Here is a 282-nt window from a genome sequence, read left to right on the forward strand (position 1 = left end):
ATCCTGCATCGCCGACCACTTCTTTTATTTTTATAATAGAATAGCTTACAGGCAAACTATGAAGTTTTCGATGCGCCCGTAGCTCAGCTGGATAGAGCAACGCCCTTCTAAGGCGTTGGTCGAAGGTTCGAATCCTTCCGGGTGCGCCATTTGAAAACAAAGTAAATACCGTGGTGATTGTAGCTCAGTTGGTAGAGCCCCGGATTGTGATTCCGGTTGTCGTGGGTTCGAGCCCCATCAGTCACCCCAATTTACTTCGAGTATCGGCGATTAGCGCAGTTT

The 282-nt window shown here is 48.2% G+C and carries 2 tRNA genes; both read left to right on the plus strand.

The annotated features are described in order from the left end of the window. The first annotated feature begins 72 nt into the window (after positions 1-72). Positions 73-149 (plus strand) — tRNA-Arg (locus CWC04_RS19230). Positions 150-173: 24 nt separating this feature from the next. Further along, positions 174-249, plus strand: a tRNA-His gene (locus CWC04_RS19235). The last annotated feature ends 33 nt before the right edge of the window (positions 250-282 follow it).

The sequence above is a fragment of the Pseudoalteromonas sp. S2893 genome (assembly GCF_005887105.1).
In the GTDB taxonomy this organism is placed as follows: Bacteria; Pseudomonadota; Gammaproteobacteria; order Enterobacterales; family Alteromonadaceae; genus Pseudoalteromonas; species Pseudoalteromonas atlantica.